This is a genomic window from Staphylococcus sp. acrmy, assembly GCF_022690565.1.
In the GTDB taxonomy this organism is placed as follows: Bacteria; Bacillota; Bacilli; order Staphylococcales; family Staphylococcaceae; genus Staphylococcus; species Staphylococcus caledonicus.
On record NZ_JALCVE010000018.1, the window covers coordinates 1 to 20,020 of the forward strand.

At 31.4% G+C, this 20,020-nt stretch carries 20 protein-coding genes and 1 pseudogene; 7 read left to right on the top strand and 14 right to left on the bottom strand.

All coding sequences use genetic code 11. The features are described 5' to 3' along the window. Positions 1-230: 230 nt before the first annotated feature. Both rpmG and FH144_RS11785 read right to left on the bottom strand, forming a co-directional pair. Positions 231-380, bottom strand: a complete 150-nt coding sequence (gene rpmG / locus FH144_RS11780; protein WP_103167506.1) for a 50S ribosomal protein L33 — start codon at positions 378-380, stop codon at positions 231-233. A gap of 90 nt (positions 381-470) precedes the next feature. After that, complete coding sequence (locus FH144_RS11785) at positions 471-1,985, bottom strand: catalase (protein ID WP_242316026.1); 1,515 nt, start codon at positions 1,983-1,985, stop codon at positions 471-473. A 221-nt stretch (positions 1,986-2,206) separates the two neighbouring features. Here FH144_RS11785 and FH144_RS11790 point away from each other — a divergent pair, with 221 nt between their 5' ends. Next, a complete protein-coding gene (locus FH144_RS11790; protein WP_242316028.1) occupies positions 2,207-3,655 on the top strand; it encodes an amino acid permease in 1,449 nt (482 codons plus the stop codon). Positions 3,656-3,818: 163 nt separating this feature from the next. Continuing rightward, the gene (locus FH144_RS11795) at positions 3,819-4,133 is read left to right on the top strand and encodes a hypothetical protein (protein WP_103167362.1); all 315 of its coding nucleotides are present in this window, start codon (positions 3,819-3,821) and stop codon (positions 4,131-4,133) included. Positions 4,134-4,189: 56 nt separating this feature from the next. Here FH144_RS11795 and FH144_RS11800 read toward each other — a convergent pair whose 3' ends face one another. Genes FH144_RS11800 through FH144_RS11815 form a run of 4 tightly spaced genes read right to left on the bottom strand, consistent with a single transcriptional unit; the run spans position 4,190 to position 8,305 of the window. Continuing rightward, positions 4,190-4,993 carry a Cof-type HAD-IIB family hydrolase gene (locus FH144_RS11800; RefSeq protein WP_242316030.1) on the bottom strand — a complete coding sequence of 268 codons (804 nt, stop codon included), beginning with the start codon at positions 4,991-4,993 and terminating at the stop codon, positions 4,190-4,192. A gap of 51 nt (positions 4,994-5,044) precedes the next feature. Beyond that, positions 5,045-5,962: a homoserine kinase gene (thrB, locus tag FH144_RS11805; RefSeq protein ID WP_242316032.1), complete on the bottom strand. Its 918-nt coding sequence runs from the start codon at positions 5,960-5,962 to the stop codon at positions 5,045-5,047. 1 nt (position 5,963) lies between these two features. Further along, positions 5,964-7,025 carry a threonine synthase gene (gene thrC / locus FH144_RS11810; protein ID WP_242316033.1) on the bottom strand — a complete coding sequence of 354 codons (1,062 nt, stop codon included), beginning with the start codon at positions 7,023-7,025 and terminating at the stop codon, positions 5,964-5,966. A gap of 5 nt (positions 7,026-7,030) precedes the next feature. Next, positions 7,031-8,305, bottom strand: coding sequence for a homoserine dehydrogenase (locus FH144_RS11815; RefSeq protein WP_242316035.1), 1,275 nt, complete (start codon positions 8,303-8,305; stop codon positions 7,031-7,033). Between the two features lie 199 nt (positions 8,306-8,504). On the opposite strand from FH144_RS11815, the gene FH144_RS11820 reads away from it, so the two are divergent. Continuing rightward, complete coding sequence (locus tag FH144_RS11820; protein ID WP_242316037.1) at positions 8,505-9,887, top strand: aspartate kinase; 1,383 nt, start codon at positions 8,505-8,507, stop codon at positions 9,885-9,887. A gap of 73 nt (positions 9,888-9,960) precedes the next feature. Here the strand turns inward: FH144_RS11820 and FH144_RS11825 are convergent, their stop codons facing one another. Continuing rightward, positions 9,961-10,545 (bottom strand): hypothetical protein, encoded by a 585-nt coding sequence (locus FH144_RS11825; protein ID WP_242316039.1) that lies wholly within the window; start codon positions 10,543-10,545, stop codon positions 9,961-9,963. Between the two features lie 270 nt (positions 10,546-10,815). On the opposite strand from FH144_RS11825, the gene FH144_RS11830 reads away from it, so the two are divergent. Continuing rightward, positions 10,816-11,673 carry a hypothetical protein gene (locus FH144_RS11830; protein ID WP_107508572.1) on the top strand — a complete coding sequence of 286 codons (858 nt, stop codon included), beginning with the start codon at positions 10,816-10,818 and terminating at the stop codon, positions 11,671-11,673. Positions 11,674-11,753: 80 nt separating this feature from the next. Here the strand turns inward: FH144_RS11830 and nucI are convergent, their stop codons facing one another. Continuing rightward, positions 11,754-12,290: a thermonuclease NucI gene (gene nucI / locus FH144_RS11835; protein WP_242316041.1), complete on the bottom strand. Its 537-nt coding sequence runs from the start codon at positions 12,288-12,290 to the stop codon at positions 11,754-11,756. Positions 12,291-12,456: 166 nt separating this feature from the next. On the opposite strand from nucI, the gene FH144_RS11840 reads away from it, so the two are divergent. Next, positions 12,457-12,648, top strand: coding sequence for a hypothetical protein (locus tag FH144_RS11840; protein WP_107508570.1), 192 nt, complete (start codon positions 12,457-12,459; stop codon positions 12,646-12,648). A gap of 330 nt (positions 12,649-12,978) precedes the next feature. Beyond that, complete coding sequence (locus FH144_RS11845) at positions 12,979-13,128, top strand: hypothetical protein (protein ID WP_242316043.1); 150 nt, start codon at positions 12,979-12,981, stop codon at positions 13,126-13,128. A 30-nt stretch (positions 13,129-13,158) separates the two neighbouring features. On the opposite strand, the gene FH144_RS11850 is transcribed toward FH144_RS11845, so the two are convergent. The 6 genes from FH144_RS11850 to FH144_RS11875 form a co-directional block, all read right to left on the bottom strand. Then, on the bottom strand, positions 13,159-13,761 hold the full coding sequence (locus FH144_RS11850; RefSeq protein ID WP_107508568.1) for a response regulator transcription factor: 603 nt from the start codon (positions 13,759-13,761) through the stop codon (positions 13,159-13,161). Beyond that, a complete protein-coding gene (locus FH144_RS11855) occupies positions 13,758-14,855 on the bottom strand; it encodes a sensor histidine kinase (RefSeq protein ID WP_242316045.1) in 1,098 nt (365 codons plus the stop codon). The genes FH144_RS11850 and FH144_RS11855 overlap by 4 nt, the downstream gene beginning before the upstream one ends. Continuing rightward, a complete protein-coding gene (locus tag FH144_RS11860; RefSeq protein WP_242316050.1) occupies positions 14,856-15,593 on the bottom strand; it encodes an ABC transporter permease in 738 nt (245 codons plus the stop codon). Then, on the bottom strand, positions 15,586-16,455 hold the full coding sequence (locus FH144_RS11865) for an ABC transporter ATP-binding protein (protein ID WP_242316047.1): 870 nt from the start codon (positions 16,453-16,455) through the stop codon (positions 15,586-15,588). Before FH144_RS11865 ends, FH144_RS11860 begins: the two co-directional genes overlap by 8 nt. A 149-nt stretch (positions 16,456-16,604) precedes the next feature. After that, positions 16,605-18,086, bottom strand: coding sequence for a cardiolipin synthase (gene cls / locus FH144_RS11870; RefSeq protein WP_242316048.1), 1,482 nt, complete (start codon positions 18,084-18,086; stop codon positions 16,605-16,607). A gap of 32 nt (positions 18,087-18,118) precedes the next feature. Next, positions 18,119-18,316, bottom strand: a complete 198-nt coding sequence (locus FH144_RS11875) for a hypothetical protein (protein WP_198611348.1) — start codon at positions 18,314-18,316, stop codon at positions 18,119-18,121. A gap of 232 nt (positions 18,317-18,548) precedes the next feature. On the opposite strand from FH144_RS11875, the pseudogene FH144_RS11880 reads away from it, so the two are divergent. Further along, positions 18,549-19,563 (top strand): annotated as a pseudogene (locus tag FH144_RS11880) (threonine aldolase family protein). Positions 19,564-20,020: the final 457 nt, after the last annotated feature.

Sequence of the window (20,020 nt, forward strand, 5' to 3'; positions counted from 1 at the left end):
TTATATCTGAAATAGTTCATACAGAAGACTCCTTTTTGTTAAAATTATACTATAAATTCAACTTTGCAACAGAACCAGTAATGGTTTAATTTTCATGAAAATCGAGTGTTAACCTGATTACTATTTTTAACATCTTCCTTTATTCATGCATAAAAAAAGCCGGAACAATTAAATGTCCCGGCTTTTCATTATAAACTTTATCTTTAATGTCGTATTTAAAAGATAAGAGATTATTTAGTTTCACGGTGTAGCGTGTGTTTATTTAATCTTGGGCAATATTTTTTCATTTCAATACGCTCAGGATTATTACGTTTATTTTTAGTAGTAATATAATTACGATCGCCACATTCTGTGCAAGCTAAAGTTACATTAACGCGCATAGTTAACATCCTTTCTTATTTAACTAGGAATACTTACGATTTAAAATTTTACCATAGCCAACCGTCTTGTGCAATTAAAAAGTTTCAAACTTAATTAAAGTTCTCATATAATTCGTCATTAGTACCTTCTAAATCAACTTGGTTAATATCAATTCCTAATGCTTTAGCTACGCCTTTACCGTATTCTGGATCTGCTTTGTAACAATGGCGAATATGTCTATGTTTAACATCTTCTGTTACACCATCCATCGCATTAGCAGTATTAGTGAAAATACGTTCTTTAGCAGCGTCTGATTGTAGTCGGAATAATTTACCTGGTTGTTCGAAGTAATTATCGTCATATTGTCTCTCATTATATTCGTAGCCATCACCATCAACTGGGAATGGTGGTTTCTTATATTCTGGTTGAGAACCGTATACGCCCTGATTATTTGGATAATAGTGAGGTCCGCCACCTTGGTTGCCATCAAGGAATCTCATTTGACCGTCACGACTAAATGGACATAAGTTTTCAATACCGACGCCTTTAGGTTGGTTTACTGGAATTTGCCAGTGATTTACACCTAATCTATAACGTTGTGCATCACCGTAAGAGAATAAACGCCCTTGTAACATTTTATCAGGTGAGAAATCTAAACCTGGAACGATGTTAGTTGGTGCAAATGCAGCCTGTTCCACTTCCATAAAGTAGTTCTCAGGATTACGATTTAACTCGAATTCCCCAACTTCAATAAGTGGATAATCACCTTTATACCAAACTTTTGTTAAATCGAATGGATTATCAGGATGATTCTTCGCTTGTTCTTCCGTCATAACTTGAATATACATTTTCCATTTAGGATAATCGCCTTGTTCGATAGCATTAAATAAATCACGTTGAGATGAGTCTCTATCTCCGCCGACTATTTCTGCTGCTTCTTCATCAGTATAGTTCTCAATACCTTGTTGAGTTCTAAAATGATATTTAACCCAAACGCGTTCACCTTTATCATTATACATAGAATACGTATGTGAACCGAAACCATGCATGTTTCGGAAGCCTTTTGGCATACCACGATCTGACATTAAGATAGTAACTTGATGTAATGATTCTGGCACGCCAGTCCAGAAATCCCAGTTGTTTTGAGGACTTCTCATATTTGTTCGTGGATCACGTTTTACGGCACGGTTTAAACTTATAAATAATTTTGGATCTCTAAAGAAGAAAACTGGTGTGTTGTTACCTACTAAATCCCAGTTTCCATCTTCGGTATAGAACTTCAAAGCAAAACCGCGAATATCTCTTTCTAAATCAGCAGCCCCACGTTCACCGGCTACTGTTGAAAAACGTGCGAACATCTCAGTTTGTTTACCTACTTCTGAGAACATTTTTGCATTTGTATATTGAGTAATATCATTTGTAACCGTAAAAGTACCAAATGCTCCTGAACCTTTAGCATGCATACGTCTTTCAGGAATAACCTCACGATCAAAGTGAGACATTTGCTCTAAATAATAAATATCTTGCATCATTAATGGCCCGCGTGGACCTGCTGTCATACTGTTTTCTCTATCTGACACTGGATGGCCAAATAAACCTGTCAACTTTTTATCTTCTTTAGACATTTATAAATCCCCTCCCTAACTTGTAATAATTATAATCTAGAAATATTTATAATTAAAGTCATTTGTTTAATATTTGTTCAATTATCAAAAAATTTTCATATTTTCTAAAATGTCAGAAAATTTAAATTTTTTAGAACAACTTATTCGAAAGCTATTGAATACTAAAGCTAAAAGCATTAAAATGATGTGTATATTTTAAATTTTAGTTTAGGAGACATCGTATGGAAGATAACAATATGAAACGTGGTCTTAGCTCAAGACACATATCCATGATTGCAATTGGTGGCGCAATCGGTACTGGTCTATTTGTAGCTACAGGTAGTGTTGTAGCTCAAGCCGGTCCTGGGGGCGCCATTTTAGCTTATCTATTAATTGGAATCATGCTTTATTTTTTAATGTCATCAATTGGAGAACTGGCTACATTCTATCCTGTATCTGGTTCTTTTAGTTCTTATGCTACTCGTTTTGTAGACCCTTCACTTGGGTTTACGATGGGTTGGTTATACTATATTTTATGGTCTTTAGTATCAAGTGTAGACGTTATGGTAGCTTCAAACGTTCTATATTATTGGGATATCTTTAAATTCTTTAGCCCTATTGTGTGGAGCTTAATATTCATTACTTTAATGTTTTTATTAAATGTGTTCACAGTTAAAGCATTCGGAGAAATGGAATTTTGGTTATCTCTAGTTAAAGTTATTACAATTATCGTCTTTATTATCATTGGTTTCTTAATGATATTTGGTATTCTAGGTGGCCATACATATGGTTTTGAAAATTATACTAAAGGCGAAGCACCATTTGTAGGCGGATTATCAGGTTTCTTAGGCGTACTACTAGTAGCTGGATTCTCAGTAGGTGGTACCGAAGTAGTCGCAGTGACAGCCGGGGAATCAGACAATCCTGAGCAAACAATGCCTAAAGCAGTTAAACAAGTATTTTGGAGAATTTTATTATTCTATGTTTTATCTATTGCCGTGATTGCTGCAATCATACCTTATACTGATTCTTTATTATTAAATGAAAATCAATCGGTGTCTCAAAGTCCATTTACAATTGTATTTGATAGAATCGGTATTGCATTTGCCGCTTCAGTAATTAATGCAGTTATTTTAACTTCATTATTATCTGCAACTAACTCAGGCATCTATACAACTAGTAGAATGCTCTTTTCACTAAGTGATGAAAAACAAGCGCCTAAGTTCCTTAGCAAATTAAATAACAAAAGCAAATTACCATTACGCGCTTTAGTCACAACATATATTTTAATTGTAGCCATTATTATAGTTGCCAACTTTTATTCTAACGCTGTTTTTGGCTTACTAAATATTATTGGTTCTTTAGTAATTATCGTATGGGCAGCTAGTTCTTGGGCTCAAGTAAGATTACGCAAAGCAATTAAACGACAAGGTCAAGATATGGATAAATTATTACCGTACAAATCACCTTTATATCCTCTAGGGCCTATCATCGTATTTGCTACCTTAATTTTTTTATATTTCGGTAATTCATTTGAGGATTTAACAAGTGGCGATATTGGGAAATTTTTCGTTAATATCTTACCTATCATTATTTTGGCACTTATTTTCTTTGCTCATAAACTTATAAGAAAAACTAAATACGTGAAACTTGATAAAATGGATATTACGCCACATCAATATCACGACTAATTTAATAGAAATATATAACTACAACGAATGGCTTTTAGGTTTAAGAAGTGATCCTATGCCATTCGTTTTTATATTGCCATTTAATTCATGACTACTTATTTTCCAAAACGATTATCTTTAGTATAATTAAAGTAAAGATATGAACTCAGAGGTGAGAAATACTATGGTTGGTCAAACAAACTTATTTGATGACGTCATTAAAAGCGAAGAACGTTTTGTGATAGTGGTCCAATCTCTTGAAGAGAAAAACGGCCAATTACTTAAACGTACTTTACGAGAATATCCAAGCCTTGAACATAACCAAATGGAAAATCTATTCAATCATTTAAAAGACGTATTTAGTAATGAGCCTTTTGGAGAACATCAGTCGGCATATACGATAACTGTTTATACAAATCTTGATTATGCAGCAGACCAAGTCTATGCGTATGTTAAACGTTACAAAGGTAAACATGAGTGGACACACACAGCTAAATAACATAAACATACTAAAATGAGCCTCCTTCACGTGTGGAAAGAGGCTCATTTTTCATATTATAAAAGTTCTTTTAATGCGGCTGGTATACCGTTAGAATCATTATCTAACGTTGTTTTATCAGCTATTGCTTTTAATTCATCGTTAGCGTTCCCCATTGCTACAGAATAACCGACGACTTCAAACATTGATTGATCATTCAAACTATCTCCAAAACAAATGACATCTGATAAAGAAATATCTAATTGTTTACATAATGCTTTAATCGCATTTCCTTTAGATACACCTTTAGCCATAAATTCTAAAAAGAATGGTTTACTTGTTGTTACATCAATTTGTGAATTGAAAGAGCCATTCATTGCATCGCGCGCGTGAGTAATATTTTCAACATAATCAACGCCCATCACTTTTGGTACATCTTCGTTAATATATTTTTTTATATTATCTACGCGTTTCATAGGTAATCCAGTGAGTTCAGATTCTATATCTCTATATTCATGGTCACCATCATGGATAATATGCCCGTCTTGATAAGTTAGTACTAAAAAGTTCTTTTCTCTACAATAATCAGCAATCTTATCAAAATTTTCTTTTGATACACTTTTACTTACTTCAACTTCTTCAGTCGCTACTTTGATTGTTTTACCACCGTTGTAACTTATAATATAACTATCATGTTTATCTAATTCTAATTCTCTAGCAATAGGCAACATACCTTCAGTAGGTCTTCCAGAAGCAAGTACTAATCTATAACCTTGATTTTGTATATCTATTAAATATTCTTTAGTTTCAGGACTCACTTCATTGTTACTGTTTATTAAAGTATCATCCATATCCATTACGATAACTTTGTAATTACTCATATCTTTGATGTACTCCTTTCAAAATTCATTCTCATTCATTCTACAACAAATTTAAGAAGGATACACCACTTCTTCTAATACACCTGTTTCATTAATTGTAGCTAATTCAGATATACATGAAGAAATTTGAGTTCTAAATGCTCTAACAAGTTCCCCACTTTTTTCTTTACGGCTTAGCGTCAATATTGTAGGACCAGCACCACTTATAACGGCTGCGTATGCATCGTATTCTTTAGCAAGTGCTTTCACTTGTTCAAATTCCGGTATTAAATGTTGGCGAAATGGTTCATGGAAACCATCTTGTGCCATCATTTTCCCAGCAAGTTCATAATTATGTTGAATAAGCGCACAAATCATCGTATTACTTATAGCGCTATTTTGAACTGCTTTTTTATGAGAAAATGTATCAGGTAATGCTCTTCTAGAATCTTCAGTTTTTAATTCATATGTAGGTATAATTAATATAATATCGACATTAGGCACATCAATATGTGCCACATTTGTTTCTTTAGTTTCTGGATTATAATATCCAGCTAACAGCCCCCCATAAATTGTCGGAGCTACGTTGTCAGGGTGTCCTTCAATTTCAGTAGCTAATTGTAATAGTTCGTGTTTTGAAAGTTGAATATTACCGAAATAATTTGCGATATAAAGTGCACCTACTAATGCTGAAGCAGAAGAACCTAATCCTCTAGCTAAAGGAATCTCACTTCTCATTTCGACCTTTAAATTAGGTAGATGAACATTATACTTAGAAGCAACTTGTTGAGCTACTTTATAAATATAATTGTCTTCATTTTTAGGAAGAGATTCTAATTCGGGATTTAAATATTCAAATTTCCATTCTTCATCATCAATTTCTTGAACATATAAATTTAGATATTTATCAATAGCCATTCCTATTGAATCAAATCCTACGCCCAAATTGGCAGTAGAAGCTGGAATTTTGAGATACAGATACTCGCTCATTTTATAAAACCCCTTTAATATACTCGATAATACTTGATTTATCATTTGGAAGCGGTTGAATTGGATTATCTAAAATAGATATAGCAGTATCAGGATCTTTCAAGCCGTTACCAGTAAGGATAGCCACAACTTTTTTGCCTGCTGGTAATTTACCATTACGATGTAATTTAATTAATCCTGCGATAGAAGCATTACTTGCCGGCTCGCTAAATACGCCCTCTTTAGAAGTCATTAATTGATATGCTTCTAGAATCTCTTCATCGGTAACACTATCGATTAAACCATTAGATTCTTCTAATGCTTTTGTAGTTTTACTCCAACTTGCTGGATTACCAATACGGATAGCAGTCGCAATAGTTTCTGGGTTTTTAATAACTTTATTTTGAACAATAGGAGAGGCACCTTCAGCTTGAAAACCATACAATTGAGGTAGCGTACTGCCTTTTTTCTCATGATATTCTTTAAAACCTTTCCAATACGCCGTAATATTTCCGGCATTACCAACTGGTATAGCTAGAATATCAGGTGCTTGTTCTAATTGTTCAACTATTTCAAATGAACCTGTTTTTTGTCCTTCTATACGATATGGATTAACAGAGTTAACTAATTCAATTTCATCGTCATTTTCAGCAATTTCTTTCACGATTTCTAATGCTTCATCAAAGTTACCTTCGATTGATACAATTTCAGCGCCATACATAACTGCTTGAGAGAGTTTACCTAACGCTATTTTACCTTCTGGAATAACTACTATTGCTTTTAATCCAGCTCTAGCTGCATATGCGGCCGCTGATGCTGATGTATTACCAGTTGAAGCACAAATAACTACTTTTTTCCCTTGCTCTTTGGCCTTTGTTACCGCCATGACCATACCTCTATCTTTAAATGAACCTGTAGGATTTGCTCCTTCATACTTTACGTATAAATCAATATCCAATAACTTTGACACATTTTCACAATGAATTAATGGTGTATGTCCTTCATTTAAAGTTAGCTTTGGTGTATCTTGATTCACTGGTAAAAATTCTTTAAATTCTTCTACTAAACCTTGCCATCTTTTCATAGTTATTAAACCCCTTCAACTGGATAAATTTTTTCAATATTAAAGTTAGCTCTACTTAATACTTCTTGAGGTGAATAATCCAAACCAATAATTACTGCTCCATATGAGTGTTCATCGCGTTGTTCAATTTGGAGTGATCTATGGAACGGTAACCCCTCTTTTAACGCTTCTGAAAATCGTTCAATAGGTTCTTCATTGTTAATTACAACATAAAAATTCAATTTCTCTTTTATAGCTATAGTATTATCAGTATCCATTAATTCACGAGTTTCATTTGTTTTTAATTCAAAATGTGGTGGCAATGTATGTGTATTAGATTCAAAGAATAATGCTACATTTAATAAGTCACTCACTACTGCACTTCCTGTAGCTAAGCTTCCTGCACCTTTACCGTAAAACATTGTGTCCCCCACTGCATCTCCAACGACATATATTGCATTATATTCATCTTCTACAGCTGCAAGTTGATGCGCTTGATGTATTAAAGTCGGTTCTACTGACGCATTGACTTTGCCATTATATGTACCTTTACCGATTAATTTGATTTTATATCCCAATTTTTTTGCAACATTAATATCAGATAGCGTCACATCACTTATACCTCTAACGTTTACATCATTTAATTTGATTACCTGATTAAATGATAAATATGATGTAATAACAACTTTACGTGCCGCATCAATGCCTTCAACATCATCAGTTGGATCCGCTTCAGCAAAGCCTAATCGTTGCGCTTCATCTAGCGCTTCTTCAAATGTTGTTTGTTCGCGTGTCATTTTAGAGAGAATAAAGTTGGATGTACCATTCAAGATGCCCATAAATTTAGAGATATTGTTAGCATTTAATCCGTTGTTAATCGCATTTACAATCGGAATACCACCTGCGACGCTCGCTTCAAATTTAAGTGCTAATCCCTGTTGTTCAGCTAAGTCTTCTAATAATTTTAAATGGACTGCTAGCAAGTCTTTATTAGCAGTAATAACATGCTTGCCGCCTTTTAATGCATCTCTTAACCAATTGACTGTTGGTTCAATACCACCCATGACTTCTATAACGATATCAATAGAGTCATCGTTTAGAATTTCGTTTACGTCTTCAGTTAAGTGATACTGGCTAATATTGATAGGACGCTTTTTTGATTTATCACGTACTAATATATGTTTAATAACTATATCTTTATTTAACGTGTCCTTAATTTGTTGTCTATTCTCTTCGATGATTTTTACAACGCCTGATCCCACAGTCCCTAGACCTAGCAAGGCAACATTCAATTCTTTCATAATAATTATCTCCCCCTTATGTATTACTCAGAAATACAATTGTTTTATTGAAATATACTTAAATTTAGTATACTATTAACACATATTAAATTGATAGGACTTTTTTAACGTAAAATGTAAATACTTAGATATATATTATCATGTGCTATCAGAAAATTAAATAGAATTTTCTGATTTTTTAGAAAGGTTGGTTTCCTATATGAAAGTAGCAAAATTTGGCGGTAGTTCAGTTTCAAACGCCTCACAAATTAAAAAAGTCCTTGATATTGTAAATGAGGATCCTGAACGTAAAATTATTATTGTGTCTGCTCCTGGTAAGAGACATAAAGATGACATTAAAACTACTGATCTTTTATTTCGTCTTTATGAAAAGGTTCTTAACAATTTAAATTACCAAGATAAGAAAAAAGAAATTATTCAACGTTATGCGGATATTTTAGAAGAACTCGATATGGAGAAGTCGTTACTAACAACAATTGATGAAACATTAGAAAATATTATTGCAACGTTAAAAGAACAACCACCACGTTTATATGATGCATTATTATCATGTGGCGAAAAATTTAATGCTCAATTGATCGCAAGTTACAATAATTCTAAAGGTTTTAAAACGACGTATTTATCTCCAAAAGATGCAGGTATTTTAGTTACTGATTTACCTCAACAAGCTCAAATCTTAGAAGAAGCTTATGATGAAATTTATAAATTAAGAGATATTGAAGGCAAGATTATTATCCCTGGTTTCTTTGGAGTTTCAAAACACGACTTTGTTGTTACATTTCCAAGAGGAGGATCTGATATTACAGGGGCTATCATCGCAAGAGGTGTAAAGGCATCGCTATATGAGAACTTTACAGATGTGTCAGGTATTTTCAGAGCGAATCCTAACGTAATTAAAAATCCGGAACTTATTGAAGAAATTACGTATAGAGAAATGCGAGAACTTTCTTATGCAGGATTTGGCGTCTTTCATGATGAAGCATTACAGCCGCTATATAAACATAGAATTCCAGTGGTAATTAAAAATACTAATCGTCCTCAAGATAAAGGAACATTTATTCGTCATGAACGTGATATCAATGATAAAAATGTCATTATTGGAATAAGCTGTGATAAAGACTTTACAGTTATTAATATTAAAAAGTACTTAATGAACAGACAAGTTGGTTTCACGCGCAAAGTGTTGGGTATTTTAGAGGATTACAATATTTCATTTGATCACATGCCTTCAGGAATTGATAGTATTAGTATTATTATGCGTACAAATCAAATAAAAAATAAAGAAAAAGATGTCTTAAACGCTATTAGAAAAAAATGTGACGTAGATGAATTAAGTGTCGAGCATAACTTAGCTATCTTAATGATTGTTGGCGAAGGCATGAATAAAGTTGTTGGTACTGCTAATAAAATTACGCACGCCCTAGCAGAATCTAATATTAACTTAAAAATGCTCAACCAAGGTGCTTCAGAAATATCAATGATGTTCGGAATTTCAGTCGAGGATGCCGATAAAGCAGTATTGTCTACCTATGAATATTGCTATCACGGTGTTTGTTTAAAGAATTTATGCAAAAGCAAATAACAAAAAACATCTAATATTTAAAGTGAGTTCTTTATCTCGTCTCCTTTAAATATTAGATGTTTCTTTATGTAACTTATCTATTTTGAGCAATGACTTCATTAATTTTACTTTCGCCTACGACACCTTTTAATATGACAAATTGGTAATAACTTAATGCATCTAATACTCTCTTATAGCTAGTTAATTGTTGAGAATCCATATTCCCAAGCAAATCATACATAAGTACAATTTCTGGTTTAATGTAATCGACGCCCCATGTTAACGAATGGAAGTAGATGCTATTTTTTGGTATTCGAATATTACTATCTAATCTAAATAGCCATTCCTCATTAATCACATCATAGATGATGACATTCATTACTAATGAGTTATCTTTAGTTATTTCAATGTAAGATACTTCGGGGACTTTTAAATTATCTTTATCCATTAGCTTATTTTTCTTATCATAATAATTGAACGTATAGGTTGTGGGTATTGATTTTAAAACTTCTACTAAATTTATACGCTCAACACAAATATCAACTTTAGAAGGTAGTATAAAGTTATCATTTAAAAATAAATGCATAGCGACTTCCCCATGAAATTTAAATGCTGTGCGGCATTGTTTTTTTAATGTATTAACTAATTCTTCTACATGATGTTGATGATTATTCTCCATTTTACTACCCTCCTAAGGAAACGCTTTCATTAAGGCTAATTATACCTTTAATATTATTGATTTTCAATTTACGAATTGTGAAAAGTTGGTAAATATATATTTCACTAATACATATGAATTTAAAATTATAAATCGTACTTAAATCATCTATTGTTGAACTGAGTAATTATAATGTATATAATTTACATAGTGTTTTATATTACTTAAATATTTTTTGCAATAATAAAATATTATAATATGAAAACTAAATTTGGACGCAGGTGATTAATAATGACATTGACAATAATCTTATTAGTTATCATTGTGATTCTTATCTTGATATTGTTTATCAATCAACGTTATATGCAAGATAGAGTAGATACTGAAGTCTACGCAAGAAATCAAATGGTTACTAAAAACTCAATCTTGAGTAGTGAAAATCTAGAATTAAAGAATCAAATGTTAAGTTCTAACAATGATGTCAGTTCTCATGCTAAGCAAAACGCAAAACATGTTTTAACTAACATCCTTGATAATTACAAGGAACAAGGTAAATTAAAATACTACGATATTATTACTACAAGTAATTTAGCTACAAAGCATCCATTTTTTGAACATGCTAGAACATTTGACTATATAGTAGTTTCAGATATAGGACTTATTAATATAGATGTTAAAAATTGGAAACAAAAGACATTTTATCATTTCAATGCACCTATTACTGATGATATGCCTATTGGAACAGATGATGTTAATCAAATCGTTGGCCATTATATTAGTAAGCAATATCATAGCCAATTTGATTCACCTCGTAGCGAAATTTATACATTTATTGAAAAGATTCAAAACAATCGCGTTGTTTATGATTTTTATGACCACGATCCGTATGAACAAGCTGCCATAAATTCTAAATCATTGAAAGATGGCGTTGAAAATCATTTTAATCACAAAATACAAAGTATAGGCATTGTTTACTTTAGTGATGGCAGTGTCAATATTATTGAAGGTGCAGAAGAAAGAGAAAAATACGTAGATACTGTATCTACTAAAACATCTCTTGAAAATATTATTAAAGATGCCATCGAACTATCTAAACATTCACTTTCAGAAGAACAAGTAACTAAAATTATTAATAGTTTTAACAATTAATCTAAGTTGACTAATTATATAAACTATTGAATAAGCGACTGACTTCTATCCGAATAGGATATTTGGCCAGTCGCTTTTATTTAACTCCATAAATTGAGTTTCTCTTTTTTAGCTTGTGCTTCATCTTTTTCAAAGACATTTCTATATTTACCATTTGGTGAGAAGTACTTTTCACGTGCTAGACCTTTTTTAACTAATTCTTCATTAAACATGGTTTCTTTATCTAGCCATACATATGCAAGCGTACGTCCATATCGATCTTCTTTTTCTTTATCAAATTCTAAATAAACATCTTTACCTGATAAATGTTTTTTACTATAATTTGAAGCTTCTTTGCCATAAGGCTGAACTGGCGTATTCGGTTTAACGGTTTCAGGAGTATCTACCCCTATCAATCTCACTTTCATTTCTTTACCATCATTACTAGTAGCTACAAAGGTATCACCATCTACTACACGTTCTACATGTACTTTCTGCTTGTCTTTTAACTCGCCACTAGATGATGATTGACTACCACTATTTTTAAATGGTCCAGTTTGATTAATAAATTGAAAGCCCAAAACACCTACTATTAATATTGCTACAACGATAACACTGATAGCTTTCTTTGAATTCACGGCTTTCACCTACTCTTATTATTCAATACTTAAATATAATATATAATATCATTTTAATCGTCAATCACTTCTTTTCCCTGTTGAAAATTAAGATACCCAACCTTCATGTAAAGAATGAAGACTAAAAGGATATCGTGCTATAATAATGACGTTAGGAGTGAAATAAATGGACGAGCGTAATGAAAACATGATTACAATTATTGCCGCAGTGATAGCTATTATCGTAGGCATTATTTTACAAATAGTTTTTAAATTACCAATTATTGTATCAGTAGTCGTAGCAATTTTATTAGGAGTATTAGTTGGTTTCATTGTTTATATAGTTCAAAATATTATGCGTAAAAGAAAAAATAAATAAAATAGAGCGAGATAGAAATCTAATGTAATTTCTAAGATTTCGTAGTTCTGCCTTGGAAAAGTTGACTAAAGAGAAAGAAAGTACAGTTTTAACGCTTCTTCACTTCAGTCAACTACTGTCTAAACCAAAAGCTAGGCCCTTACTAAAAAAGGCTTAGCTTTTTTTATTGTTTACGGTTATTTCTAACAAATAGTGGTATGTATTAGCAACAAGTATAAAATTAATTTTCAAATGAATAGTTTGAATAATAAATTCTATATATTTATAACCTATATTCAACTCTAATGAATGGAAGCCTCATTAAAAATAAAAAACAAAGAGGTGGAAAACATGGAAATTTTAGATATTATTATCGATACGCATGGACTTATTTATCGAGTACAAACGCAAAATGGAAATATTTTTGAACACACACTTGCGAATGATACGCCCCCTGACAAAGTCGCTCAAGTACTGCGGCTTATTAGCAACACATGTTGATAACTTAGAAGAAGCTAAAACTGAAAATAATTAAATCCAACCTTTTTTAATTGCTTTCTTCCAAGCTTCAAATCTATTATCTGCATATAATTTATCAATAATATTGGAAGTATAATTGCGGACTGTCCCGTTAGATAAATATAATTTATCTGCAATTTCTTTACTGCCCAAACCTTCGCCAATCTCACGTAAAATAACTTGTTCTTTATGCGTAAGAGGATTTGACTCTTTAAATATTGAAGTCATTAATGAAGAACTATATTCTTTCTCATTTTTCATGACCTTATTAATTGTGGCAATTAAATCGTCAACTGAGCGTTCTTTTAAGACATAAGCATCAACGTCATTAGCCACGGCTTTTTCAAAATAGCCAGGGCGTTTAAATGTCGTTACTATGATGACTTTGGTGTTTATGTTCGCTTTTCTTATCTCTGACAAAACCTCTAATCCAGTTATTCCGGGAATTTCTATGTCTAATATTGCCACATCGGGATGATTTACTTTTATATATTCTAATGTATCAACCCCATTTTCAAAATTAGCTATGACTTTCATTTCCTCATTAAATTCAATAAGTTGAATCATTGCTTTTCTTAACATATATTGATCTTCTGCAATCACAATTGAAATCATTTCACACCTTCTCTCGGAATAGTAATGTTAAGTGTCATGCCTTTATCGGAAGTTACTTCAAGTTTACCATTTAATAATTCAACTCTATCATTAATACTCTTTAATATAGTTGAATTGGGTTCTTTTACGCCTACCCCATTATCACTAATGAGTAATCTAATCCCTGCCGGGTAATATTCAATTTCGCCTTTTACATTACTAGCATGTGCATGCTTAATCACATTATTTACCGCTTCTCTTAAAATCATTGCCAGTAGAGACTGTTTAGCTGGATTTAAGGAATTTGCCCCTTTTTTATTTTTAAAAGTAAAAGCTATATTGGCGTCTTTTAGTATATTTTCAATAGATTTAACTTCTTCTTCAAAATTTTGAACTTTCAAATTTTCAATGATATTTCTTACTTTATTAAGAGTTTCTTTAGAAATCTCATTTATATTAATAATTTCTTGTTTAGCTACGTCAGGATTTGAATCTATCAGTTTAATAGCGAGTTCAGATTTTAAACTAATACTCGCGAAAACATGACCTAATGTGTCATGTAAATCTTGACCAATTCGATTACGTTCTTGTTCCGCAATGAGTACGTTAATATATTTATTTTTTTCTTCTAATTCTTTTTTAATTTTTCTATCATTCTTAGTTTTAAAATTACCTAATGTAACAGTTAAAATTACAAAATAAAAAATTAGTATTGAGAAAGCGATTGTACTTTCATATAGATAATAACTAACTAAAAAACATATAGTCATGGTAATAATAAAAGTGATAAATTCTTTAGATTTTAGAGTTACATCAAAAGTAAAAGGTAGAGCGAAAGCACTGAAGAAAAAGAATAAACTAATCATTGGATTGACGCTATAAACAAAATATATTACGCCTAAATAATGCAATACCAATAGAGCATATAGTATATTAGTTGTTAATTTATTGTACGCTAACACCATGAGTAAATAGCTAATGGTAAAGATAATTAAAACTGTAATATACAAAAACTCTGACCCTCTTTTTTCTCCAAACATCCCAATAATAGGGAAAATTAAATAGATTAATGTCGAAATTTCTCCTAGTCTGACGCTCCAACTCCTATTTTCCAATTACTTCACTTCCTTTTTCTTATTGATAAGCAATGCAATGATTAAAAAAACGATACTATAGACAATTAATAATAAGCTAAAGTTTACTGGTATTGAATGACCTTTACTTAATTCAATAGCAACTTGTTTTAATTGATACGTAGGCATCCATTTCGAAATAGTTTGTAACCAATCGGGGAACGTATTAGTCGGGAACCACAATCCTCCCAATATAGCCATACCTAAGTTAAGTAGGTTGGCTATACTACTAGCCTTTTGGATGTCATTAAATTGCGCAATAACTAAACCAAGCGTAAGAAACAAACTTGCCCCTACCCATAAAACTAAGCCAGATAGAATCCACTGTGACGCTTCGAGAGTTACATCTTTATAAAAATATGCAACTGAAAAAATTAATACTATTGAGCAGAGAAACAGCAACATTGTTTTCAATACTTTTGCTAAAAAATAAGTGGAAGGAGCAATAGGTATTGTAGTTAATCGCTTATACCACCCATTTGTTTTTTCTTCAATCATACCAAAAGGAAATTGCATTAAACAGAAGTTGATTAAACTAAAGGTTGTCATACTATACATGTAGTCTTTATTGAATTGTTTTTTAGCTTCTTCAGGTAGATCAAGAATTGAAGTAAATAGTAGATAAAATGCTAAAGGTAAGAGAATAGCCATAAATGTCGTTAATTTTCTTCTAAATATTGAGTTAAGTTCTATTTTTAATAGTATCCCTGTGCTATTCATCATTATCTCCCCCTTCTTGTTCAAACATCATTTCTAATAATGATTGTTTTGAAATAATCATTTCATTAAAATTAATTTTTAAATTTAGCAATTCATTAATAACATCTTGTACTTTGTTCGTTTTTAACTTAATTGTGTTGTCGTTAACTTCAACCTTAAACTTAGATTGTAGTTCTAGTATTTGTTCTTTTGAACTTATAGGAAACTCGATAATGAAATAATTCTGATTATGTATGATTTCATTATGTAATCCACTAAATTTCACGACCCCATTTTCTAATAATGTGATTTTGTCTGCCATCCTTTCCACTTCTTCTATATAGTGTGATGTGTAAAGAATTGTTGTGCCTTCATTTTTTAATTTCAAAATAATATTCCAAAAGCGTTCTCTAGTTTCAATATCCATCGCGGTAGTCGGTTCATCTAAAATCAATAATTGAGGATTACCAATGAGACACAAGATAAAATCAAGTAATCTTTTTTGACCACCAGATAAATCATTTGCGTATTGGTTCATCATTTTGTCTGAAAACCGAGTCATATTTTGAAATTGTTCAAAACTCATTCCGTCGCTATAAACACCTTTAAATAGTGAATATAGTTCTTTAACTTTCACTGATTTTGGAAAATTAGTTTTCTGAAATAAAATCCCTAAATTCTTAGGCTGAATGATAGAATGTGGATCTACAATTATTCCTTTGTCCGGCTTTATATGATCAATTATTATATCTATTAAAGTTGATTTTCCGGCTCCGTTTTTTCCAATTAAAGCTGTACATAATCCTTCATCCAACTCCATAGATACGTTATCTAATACGTTGTTAGTTTGATAACGCTTAGATATTTGCTTAATCTTAATCATCTAATTGCCACTCCCTTAACTAATTTGTCTATGTCTTTAATTTAACGTTTAGTTACTATAAAAATTAGTAGTAAATGTCATTTAGATAATATGACAAATGTCATAAAAAAATCGCTAAAGCTGCGAGAGCTCTAGCGATTTAGCTTAAACTATAATATTGGTGAAACTAATTTAGCAATGTCTTCTTTAATTTTAATATTTAAAGGTCTATTGTTATATTTTTCTTTTGTTAATAATTTAGAATTCTCGATATCATTGGCGTAGGCATCCTTGATTTCTTTAGCAACCTCTTTATCATATATAAACGCATTTACTTCAAAGTTTAATGCAAAACTGCGGTAGTCCATATTGGCAGAACCTACACTACTGATTTCATCGTCAATCATTAATACTTTGGAATGAATAAATCCTTTTTGATAAGTATATATTTTAACGCCACTTTTTAATAACTCTGCCGCATTAGAAAACGTCGCCCAATAGACAAATGGATGATCGGGTTTACAAGGAATCATAAGGTGTACTTCCACACCAGTGCTTGCTGCCATTTTCAATGCGTTAATATAAGAACGGTCTGGAATAAAGTAAGGACTTTGCATATAAATAGACTTCTTCGCGCTCATAATCATCTTAGTATAACCATATTCAATTTGATGAAATTCTACTGCTGGACCACTCGAAACAATTTGAATTGCCGCATCTCCTTGATGTGCTTTCTTTTCAGGAAAATACTTATCATCATATTCAAATTGCGGACGATGAGCTTGAGAGTTCCAATCAAGTATAAAGCGCATTTGTAGGGCATCAATCACGCTACCTTCAACGCGTATATGTGTATCTCGCCAATAGCCTAATTTACCTAGACCAAGGTAATCATCGCCTATATTAAAGCCACCTATGTAACCTACTTGGCCGTCAATAACAATAATCTTTCTGTGGTTACGATTATTCATTCTAAAGTTAATTAATGGAAACTTCGAAGCAAAGAAAGCTTCAACTTCTCCACCTAATGCTTTAAAGTGTTTAAACTTAGACATTCCAACCTTTTTAGACCCTACGTCATCATATAAAATTTTGACCTCAAGGCCTTCTTTAAGCTTGGTTTCTAACGCATCAATAATACGGTGTCCTAAACCATCAAGCTCAAACGTATAATACTCTAAATGTATATAATTTTTAGCATTATAAATATCTTCGACTACCTTATCGTATAGTTTATGGCCATCAGTAAATAAATTCACTTTATTATCTTCAGTTAAAAAAGCATCTTGTTGATTTAATAACATTCTAATAAGATCGCGATGCTTAGTTACTTCATCATTATCACTTTGATATGTATGTGTATCTAACTGTTGGATTTGTTTATTTACTAGTCCCTTGAAGGCATCAAGTTCTTTACCGTTATTTTTCTCCATTTTACGTTTGGAAACTGTTCTTCCAAAAAATAAATAGAGAATAAAACCTATAATTGGTAAAACAAATAGTACAAATAGCCATGCCCATGTTGATGTGGCGCTTCTTCTATTTCTTTCTAAAAATATAATTGTAAAAGCTAACCCGACATTAATAATAAATGCAAGTACAAGTATAATTGTTAGTATTATTCCTATATTCGTGGTGAACAAAAATTTCATTTTTAATACTCCTGTTAATTTATTAAATATATTTAATCTTTATGAGTTAGAATCAATAATGCACTTAGTACTTCTTCATTATTTGGAAACTTACGTTCTTCTACTTTATCGATTGAAATATTTAATATTTCGAAGTGGCTGCCTTCATCGCTTTCTAAATAATCATTTATTTTATTTTCAAGCGCTTCAACCGTTTGTTCTTGAATCTTTTTAAATTTTACTTTACCCATTAACATAACACTCCTATTTTATTTATTTGATTAAATCATAGTATTGTTACATACAGTTTGCAACTAAATTCACGAATATTAACAACTTTAATCATATTTTAAAGCGTTTACAATTATATGCATTAAATATTTAATTCACTTTAATACTGAATTACTGTATACTTAAGATATTCTATTTATTTTTCAGAATAATTAAACAATTTATTTTTAATCGATTTGTGGAGGGATGCTTATGATTTCATTTGAAAATGATTATCTTGAAGGCGCACATGAAAAAGTGTTACAACGATTACTTGAAACAAACTTAATCCAGGCTGCTTGACCCTTTTTCAAAACAAGCAGCGGACAAAATTAGAGAAACCATTAAATGTGAAGATGCTACGGTAAGATTCTTAGTTGGGGGAACACAAACGAATCAAGTAGTCATTAATTCAGTTTTAGAACCTTATGAAGGTGTGATTTCTGCTGATACTGGACATGTAGCTGTTCATGAAGGTGGCGCTATCGAGTTCAGCGGGCATAAAGTGTTGGCTATCCCTTCTCATGAAGGAAAAATTACGCCTAAAGAAGTAAATGAGTATTTAGATACATTCTACAATGATTTTAAACGTGAACATATGGTCTTTCCTGGCATGGTTTATATTTCTCATCCTACAGAATATGGAACTTTGTATAGCAAAGATGAATTAAAAGATTTAGCTCTTGTATGTAAAGAACACAAGATACCCCTATTTATGGACGGGGCAAGATTAGGTTATGGTTTAATGAGTGATCAAAGTGATTTAACTTTTGAAGACATTGCAAAGTATTGTGATATCTTCTATATCGGTGGGACAAAAATTGGGGCATTATGCGGAGAAGCAATCGTTTTTACTAAAAACAATGAACCTAAACATTTTACTACACGCATTAAACAACATGGTGCTTTACTAGCTAAAGGACGTCTCATCGGCGTGCAATTTTTAGAATTATTTACAAATAATTTATATTTAGACATTAGTCGCCATGCTATTAATATGGCTAATAAAATGAAAAAAGGATTTTTAGATAAAGGTTATCAAGTATATTTTGATTCACCTACAAATCAACAATTCTTTGTACTTAGTGAAGAAAAAATAAAAGAGTTACAACAAAAAGTTAAATTCGCCGTTTAGGAAAAGTATGATGACAACCATCGTGTAGTGAGATTCGCTACAAGTTGGGCCACTACTGAAGCAAATGTCGATCAACTGTTAGAATTAATTTAATAATATTAGAAGCGGAACAGAAATCTGTATCATTTTAAAGATTTCATTGCCCCGCTTTTCTAATGTTTGACTTATTTTTTAAATTACTTATCTATAACGCACGAAATAAATAAAACCTATTATTAACGCTAACCCTATTATGGATTCTAATTTTTCTTTAGTAGTCGTTTTTCTTATATTTACGGTTATTTTCACTTCCATGCTCCTAATCTATTAATTTATAGTTCCGTATCTTCTTTTAGATATTTCAATATACTAACTGATAATACTAGTATTAATGCTATATTCACTATCATTCCCGATACATCTAATAAACTTGATACTTGATACTTTATTCATATTAAACCACTCCTTAATAACTATTAATTCAATTATATAATAATATTATTAAGTTTTGCATTATTTTTTATATAATATACCATCGATGCTAATAAAAGATTAAGTGATATATAATTCA

Excerpts from the sequence above, each read along its gene's own strand:
- rpmG (WP_103167506.1), bottom strand. The coding sequence starts at position 380 with ATGCGCGTTAATGTAACTTTAGCTTGCACAGAATGTGGCGATCGTAAT.
- FH144_RS11785 (WP_242316026.1), bottom strand. The coding sequence starts at position 1,985 with ATGTCTAAAGAAGATAAAAAGTTGACAGGTTTATTTGGCCATCCAGTG.
- FH144_RS11790 (WP_242316028.1), top strand. The coding sequence starts at position 2,207 with ATGGAAGATAACAATATGAAACGTGGTCTTAGCTCAAGACACATATCC.
- FH144_RS11795 (WP_103167362.1), top strand. The coding sequence starts at position 3,819 with ATGGTTGGTCAAACAAACTTATTTGATGACGTCATTAAAAGCGAAGAA.
- FH144_RS11800 (WP_242316030.1), bottom strand. The coding sequence starts at position 4,993 with ATGAGTAATTACAAAGTTATCGTAATGGATATGGATGATACTTTAATA.
- thrB (WP_242316032.1), bottom strand. The coding sequence starts at position 5,962 with ATGAGCGAGTATCTGTATCTCAAAATTCCAGCTTCTACTGCCAATTTG.
- thrC (WP_242316033.1), bottom strand. The coding sequence starts at position 7,025 with ATGAAAAGATGGCAAGGTTTAGTAGAAGAATTTAAAGAATTTTTACCA.
- FH144_RS11815 (WP_242316035.1), bottom strand. The coding sequence starts at position 8,305 with ATGAAAGAATTGAATGTTGCCTTGCTAGGTCTAGGGACTGTGGGATCA.
- FH144_RS11820 (WP_242316037.1), top strand. The coding sequence starts at position 8,505 with ATGAAAGTAGCAAAATTTGGCGGTAGTTCAGTTTCAAACGCCTCACAA.
- FH144_RS11825 (WP_242316039.1), bottom strand. The coding sequence starts at position 10,545 with ATGGAGAATAATCATCAACATCATGTAGAAGAATTAGTTAATACATTA.
- FH144_RS11830 (WP_107508572.1), top strand. The coding sequence starts at position 10,816 with ATGACATTGACAATAATCTTATTAGTTATCATTGTGATTCTTATCTTG.
- FH144_RS11840 (WP_107508570.1), top strand. The coding sequence starts at position 12,457 with ATGGACGAGCGTAATGAAAACATGATTACAATTATTGCCGCAGTGATA.
- FH144_RS11845 (WP_242316043.1), top strand. The coding sequence starts at position 12,979 with ATGGAAATTTTAGATATTATTATCGATACGCATGGACTTATTTATCGA.
- FH144_RS11850 (WP_107508568.1), bottom strand. The coding sequence starts at position 13,761 with ATGATTTCAATTGTGATTGCAGAAGATCAATATATGTTAAGAAAAGCA.
- FH144_RS11860 (WP_242316050.1), bottom strand. The coding sequence starts at position 15,593 with ATGAATAGCACAGGGATACTATTAAAAATAGAACTTAACTCAATATTT.
- FH144_RS11865 (WP_242316047.1), bottom strand. The coding sequence starts at position 16,455 with ATGATTAAGATTAAGCAAATATCTAAGCGTTATCAAACTAACAACGTA.
- cls (WP_242316048.1), bottom strand. The coding sequence starts at position 18,086 with ATGAAATTTTTGTTCACCACGAATATAGGAATAATACTAACAATTATA.
- FH144_RS11875 (WP_198611348.1), bottom strand. The coding sequence starts at position 18,316 with ATGGGTAAAGTAAAATTTAAAAAGATTCAAGAACAAACGGTTGAAGCG.